Genomic DNA, 5,758 nt, shown 5'->3' with positions numbered 1-5,758 from the left:
AGCTCTCCCTTTGTGAAAAATTTAGGGGGTGGCTAACTTGTACTTGAAATTTACGATCAAAAAGGAGACCCTTATGGAAAACTTTAACACAAAAATAATGGTAGCACTAGTCAAAGGTGAACCGATTGAAGATATTTTTCGACAATCACTGGAGGATGCGGTGAATCTCTTGCTTGAAACAGAACGAACAGTATTCCTTGACTATGAAAAATGGGAAATAAAAGGCTATAATACTGGGAACTCACGCAATGGTTACTATACTCGATCTCTAAAAACACAATATGGGTTACTGAATTTAAAAATTCCTCGAGATCGATTAGGAGAACTGGATATTCAAACCGTCAAAGCCCTACAATCTTCCCAATCCCATCTAGAAAAAATGATTATGATGATGTATCAAAAAGGAGTCACTACCCGTGATATATCTGAATTAATCGAAAAAATGTATGGCCACTATTATTCACCTGCCACCATTTCCAATCTATCCAAAAGTTTTGAAGAAGAACTCATCAATTATCGACAACGGGCAATTCAATCTAACTATGTCGCTATTTATTGTGACGCAACATTTATTCCTGTGAGACGTGCAGGAATGGTCTCTTGAAAGAAAATTAGCTATTGCACATCCTGTTCAGGCTGTAAAAGTTTACAATGCAAGTAAAACTGCTACAGCGAAAACAATAGAGGTGTACGGACATAATGGTTGGCAAGACAACTCAGATGCGTTTAGACATTGCTTATGGAATGCTCTCAAGACAGTATATAAGTTTAATAGAATTGGGGAATGAAACACCATCGTTAAAAGTTGCAAATGAAATAGCGATGTCATTGGATACTTGTATCTATTCTATTTTTGATTTGGAGGGTACAGGAGATTTCAAGTGTCCATGTTGTGGATGTGGTAATTAGTAATGGAGGATGAAAATTAAAATGTCAGCAGTTATATGTGTAAATGATTTAACTAAGGAATATAATGGCACAAGGGTAGTTGATTGCGTGAGTTTTTCTGTTAGTAAAGGTGAAATATATGGATTGCTAGGACGAAACGGAGCAGGAAAGACTACAATAATGAAAATGCTTTTGGGATTAGTGAATCCAACGGAAGGAAGTATTGCAATCTTAGGGAAAGATATGCGTAGAAATGAAGAAAGAGATGTGCTAAAGAAAGTTGGATGTATAATAGAAAATCCGGGATTTTATCCTAATTTGACGGGGACAGAAAATTTAGAGATTTTTTCTAAATTGAGAGGATTAGAACAGATTTGTGTACAAAAAGCCTTAGAATTGGTGAATTTACCGTATAGAGATAAGAAATTATTTTCAAAATATTCATTAGGGATGAAACAAAGATTAGCTATTGCAAATGCAATTATGCACAATCCGGATATTTTAATTTTGGATGAACCTATAAATGGATTAGATCCAATTGGCATTTCTGAAGTAAGAGTGCTTTTGAAAAAACTGAAGGAATCTGGAGTAAGTATATTGATATCAAGCCATATCCTATCTGAATTAGAAAGCTTAGCTGATCGTATAGGAATTATTAACTCTGGGAAGATGATTGAAGAAATCAGTGTACAGGAGTGGAGAAACAAAGAAAATAGTAGTATTAGAGTTTTCGTGAAAGACATTGATAAGGCTAAAATGATACTGAATGATAGAGGTATAAATTCAGAATGTATTTCAGAATTTAATGAGGGGCTTTTAATAAATAGTAGTAATTTAAGTGTTGCAGAACTCAATAAGATTTTTGTAACAAATAATATAGAGATAGTTGGCATAGTAGAAGATAAAATTACTCTTGAAGATTATTTTAAAAAAGTTACTGGAGGACATGGAATTGGCTAGGTTATTGTTGTCTGAATTTAAAAAGAATAAAAGATCTAAAGCAATATACTTATCTGGGGCGTTGGTTGTTGTATATTTAGCACTTACTATATTTTATACAGTAAGTGCTGTGGGATTATTTGATAATTTTATGTATCTATATAAATTTTCACTAAGTTATATGAATTATTTGATACTACCTATGATATTGTTATCGTTTGCGACCACAGCTTTTTCTAATGAATATAAGAGTGATACGATAAAATATTTGTGGACTGTTCCAATATCAAGGATAAAGTTATTTTTTGCAAAGGCATTATATGTTTTATGTATTGCATTTATATTTATGGGTATTGTTTTTGCAGTAATAGTTTCAGCAGGTTATGTTAGTAGATTTCAATCAAGTATGAATCTACATTTAGTTTTTAGATTCTTTGTATTGTGTGCAACTAGTTCTTTTCTTGTAACATTAGCTGTGTTACCTGTATCGATAGTTACGATTTTAACTAAAGGGGATAGTGTTACTACAAATTTAATAGGAAGTATATATATAATATCATCATTTTTCCTAATGAAGATACTGCAAGGAATTAGTCCACTAGCTAGTGTACCACACATTATGTGGTATAAAAATTTTGAAGGTGTTCAGAATAATGATAATGTGTACTTTATGATTGCCAATGTAGGATTAGTATTTGCATTATATTTGGTGGGAACACTAAATATTCTTAAGAGACAAGATTTGTAAACAGGGTGAAGTTATGGTGTCTTTAGAGCTAAAAAAACATAAAAGAAAAAAACTACCAGTAGTAGTTGCAATTATAGTTATTGTTGGTGCTGTGATTCAGTATTTTATGGGAAACATGACTTACAATGGCGTTGCTTACGGAAAAGTTTTAGGATGGTTTTTTGAAAATGGTTTGACTTTAAATAGTTATTATTTATTTATACCGGTAATTTCTATGATTGGGATGGAATTATTTGCATTGGAAAAACGCAATAATACTCTCAAAAATTTACTGGTAATACCGATAAATAGAAAAGAGATAATACTTAATAAATTTTGTGTACTGTTTATATTTGCGATAGTTTATATAATAGCCACATTTTTGTCTATGTGCTTATTGGAATTAATGTTTAATTTGAACAGTATAAGTAGCTCATTTGTTTTATCATATTTTGCAAAATATTTGATTCATGGAATAATATGCTATATATTGTCGGCATTTATAATTGGGGTTATGTTGTATTTTAAACAAAATATACAGATAACGGTTGCATTTGCTTTTGTATTTGCTTTTGTTGGGGTTTTCATATCACAAATAAAATTTGCATATATTTACTGTGTAAATGCAATGTTTTATATTTCCGGCGAAGTAAACTCGGCTATATTTGAAAAAATAGTTGCGTGCTTAGTTCTACTGTTTATGGTATTCCTTGATGTAAAGTTGTTTTCAAAAATTTCGCTTAGGGAGGAATTTTGACTTAGGTAAATATAAGTATGAGATCCTTGCTCACGCTGTATTTATAAATTTGTGGAAAGGAGGTGATTATTACACGCGTTTTTGAGCCACCATTCCACAAGAATTGAGCCACTTGACCTCAAATTGACTAGATATTCACACTATTAGGGGATTGACTTAAATATAAGCCAACCCCCTTAAGTTTATTATTATTCTCTTTCTCTCATTGATCGATCGCCATGGATTCGAATTACTTTAGCTTTACTTACTAAACGATCTAAAATCGCATCCGCTATCGCTCCACCCCCTAATCGTTGATGCCAACTTTCAACTGAAAATTGAGAACAAACAATCGTTGCTTTTTCGCGGTAACGTCTTTCGATCAACTCTAGTAAATCAGCTGCTTGGTTTGAATTTACTGACATAAGTAGCCATTCGTCGATAATTAATAAATCAAAACGTTGATATTTCTTCAGTAACTTTGTAAATGAAGCTTCTGCCTTCGCTAGACCAATTTCTGATAATAAATCGGGTAAGCGTATATAACGCGTTTTATAACCGCCTAAGCAAGCTTCATTCCCAAGCGCATTCGCTAAGTAGCTCTTACCAGAGCCTGTTGGCCCAACAATTAATAGATTATGTGGTGAGGTAATATATCGATTCGTTCCTAATTCTTGAATGAAGTCTTTATCTAGTTGGCGATCTGGATAATATCTTATCCCATCTAAATACGCTTGGCTTTCAGATAAATTAGCGTTTAAAATTAAGCGCTTAATATTATCATTATGCTTAACGTCCGCTTCACGATCTATAAGGTACCCTAAGCGTTCTTCGAAGGTCCACTGTTGATACTCGTTGTTCTCAGTCAATTCTAAATAGGCCTCTGCCATTCCCTTTAAGCGCAATTGAAGCATTTTTTCATAAGTATTTGTGTTCATTTATTAATCCTTTTCTCTATAATAGTTTCCGCCACGAATATAGGCATGAGTTGAGTCGTCACTATTTGATGTACTATCTGGATGATTATCTTCTTTAGCACACTGTCTAACTTGGATGATACGTTTTATGTTCTTATATGTGGGAGTCTCTATAATATTTAAAGCTTGTTGACAGGTGGCTTCTAATTCAGCTTCAGTATATGAATCCGTAAGCTTTAACAGTGATAAACATCCTTTATAAGCTTGTTGTTCTACTCGATATTTATCCAATAATCTTACAATAACCTTCTCTGTGTATGGGCCAATTTTCTTCGCCCATTGAACAAATCGTTGACGATTCCATTCTCCAGCTTGACGGTGATTGATAGGCATATGTTCTTCAATCGTCACATATTGCCCAGGATAGCCGTATCGACGGCGATGAGACGTGATACGTTGGTGATTAAAATAGATTTCAATTTTATTTTGTGTGATTCGAACTCGAACATCTTTTTTGATATATTGATAGGGGACCGAATAAAAGTTCTTATCGACTGAAATATGGTAATTGTATTGGACTCTGGCTGTTTTCCATACACCATATTCATAAGGATCCTGAGATAAGGGTTGTAGATAAGATTTCTCTTCTGTTAAGAAAACTTCTAGTCGGGACCCTTTTCTTTTTTGAAATCCTTTCTGGTTAAAGTCAGTAACTAACGCTTCTATCCGAAGATTAAGATCATATAAACTATGGAAAACCTCATGACGCAAACGAGCGATGACTTCAGTTGTTATTTTTCCTACTGATCCTTCTACAGAAGCCTTTCCTTTTGGGGTACGTGGCTTTGCAGGAATAATGGCACAGTGATAATAGTCAGCCATTTCTTGATAAGAGGCATTCAGAATCACTTCACCTTGCTTAGGATGTTTCACCACACCGGTCTTTAAGTTATCACAAACAATCATTTTAGGACTTCCCTGAATAAAATTAAATAAGTGAATATGGGCATTAATCCAGGCTTCTGTCTTCATATCAAGCGTTGCTTCTACATAAGTGAATTGACTATAAGGCAACGTTGCGACGAAGAAATATACTTTTTGAAGCTCTCCCGTCTCAGGATCTACTAAATGATAAGTTGCCCCAGCCCAATCCACTTCAACTTTTTCTCCTGCTACATGCTTAAAGTACATGGTTGCCTTTGTTTGTTCAATTCCCTGACTTAGAAGTGAACAAAATTTACTATATTGATAAGGCAAACGATCGCCACTTGAGTGACAAAATTTTACATATTCTTCCCATAATAACTTGCGAGTGACTCCAGTTTTACGCAACTCATCGATTAAATAGTTAATATCTAAAGGGACATAAAGATTTTTTTGACTGGAACTGTGAGAAGGAAATAAAGCCTCTTTTAACTCTAATTCCGAATAGTCTTTCACTTGTTCCCAATCTAGTTGAGCTGCTTTACGAGCATTCACCACTTTTGAACCTAAATTCCCCCAAAATTTATCCAATACTCAAAAGAAAATGATCAAAAATCTTTATTTTAC

At 33.7% G+C, this 5,758-nt stretch carries 6 protein-coding genes; 4 read left to right on the top strand and 2 right to left on the bottom strand.

What is annotated here, in order from left to right:
- The first annotated feature begins 73 nt into the window (after positions 1–73).
- The 4 genes from D3H64_RS09900 (at position 74) to D3H64_RS09875 (ending at position 3,311) form a co-directional block, all read left to right on the top strand.
- Positions 74–604, top strand: a complete 531-nt coding sequence (locus D3H64_RS09900; protein ID WP_233554940.1) for a transposase — start codon at positions 74–76, stop codon at positions 602–604.
- 326 nt (positions 605–930) lie between these two features.
- On the top strand, positions 931–1,848 hold the full coding sequence (locus D3H64_RS09885) for an ABC transporter ATP-binding protein (protein WP_012858492.1): 918 nt from the start codon (positions 931–933) through the stop codon (positions 1,846–1,848).
- Positions 1,841–2,575 carry an ABC transporter permease gene (locus D3H64_RS09880; RefSeq protein ID WP_121566052.1) on the top strand — a complete coding sequence of 245 codons (735 nt, stop codon included), beginning with the start codon at positions 1,841–1,843 and terminating at the stop codon, positions 2,573–2,575. Before D3H64_RS09885 ends, D3H64_RS09880 begins: the two co-directional genes overlap by 8 nt.
- A 13-nt stretch (positions 2,576–2,588) precedes the next feature.
- On the top strand, positions 2,589–3,311 hold the full coding sequence (locus D3H64_RS09875) for an ABC transporter permease (protein WP_121566050.1): 723 nt from the start codon (positions 2,589–2,591) through the stop codon (positions 3,309–3,311).
- Between the two features lie 188 nt (positions 3,312–3,499).
- Here D3H64_RS09875 and istB read toward each other — a convergent pair whose 3' ends face one another.
- Both istB and istA read right to left on the bottom strand, forming a co-directional pair.
- On the bottom strand, positions 3,500–4,228 hold the full coding sequence (gene istB / locus D3H64_RS09870; protein ID WP_121566049.1) for an IS21-like element helper ATPase IstB: 729 nt from the start codon (positions 4,226–4,228) through the stop codon (positions 3,500–3,502).
- Between the two features lie 3 nt (positions 4,229–4,231).
- Complete coding sequence (gene istA, locus D3H64_RS09865) at positions 4,232–5,722, bottom strand: IS21 family transposase (RefSeq protein ID WP_121566048.1); 1,491 nt, start codon at positions 5,720–5,722, stop codon at positions 4,232–4,234.
- Between the last annotated feature and the right edge of the window lie 36 nt (positions 5,723–5,758).

The organism is Atopobacter sp. AH10 (assembly GCF_003664595.1).
GTDB lineage: Bacteria > Bacillota > Bacilli > Lactobacillales > Aerococcaceae > Atopobacter.
The sequence above is the reverse complement of the archived record's forward strand: the minus strand, read 5'-3'. Positions and strand labels throughout refer to the sequence as shown.

Excerpts from the sequence above, each read along its gene's own strand:
- D3H64_RS09885 (WP_012858492.1), top strand. The coding sequence starts at position 931 with ATGTCAGCAGTTATATGTGTAAATGATTTAACTAAGGAATATAATGGC.
- istB (WP_121566049.1), bottom strand. The coding sequence starts at position 4,228 with ATGAACACAAATACTTATGAAAAAATGCTTCAATTGCGCTTAAAGGGA.
- D3H64_RS09900 (WP_233554940.1), top strand. The coding sequence starts at position 74 with ATGGAAAACTTTAACACAAAAATAATGGTAGCACTAGTCAAAGGTGAA.
- D3H64_RS09875 (WP_121566050.1), top strand. The coding sequence starts at position 2,589 with ATGGTGTCTTTAGAGCTAAAAAAACATAAAAGAAAAAAACTACCAGTA.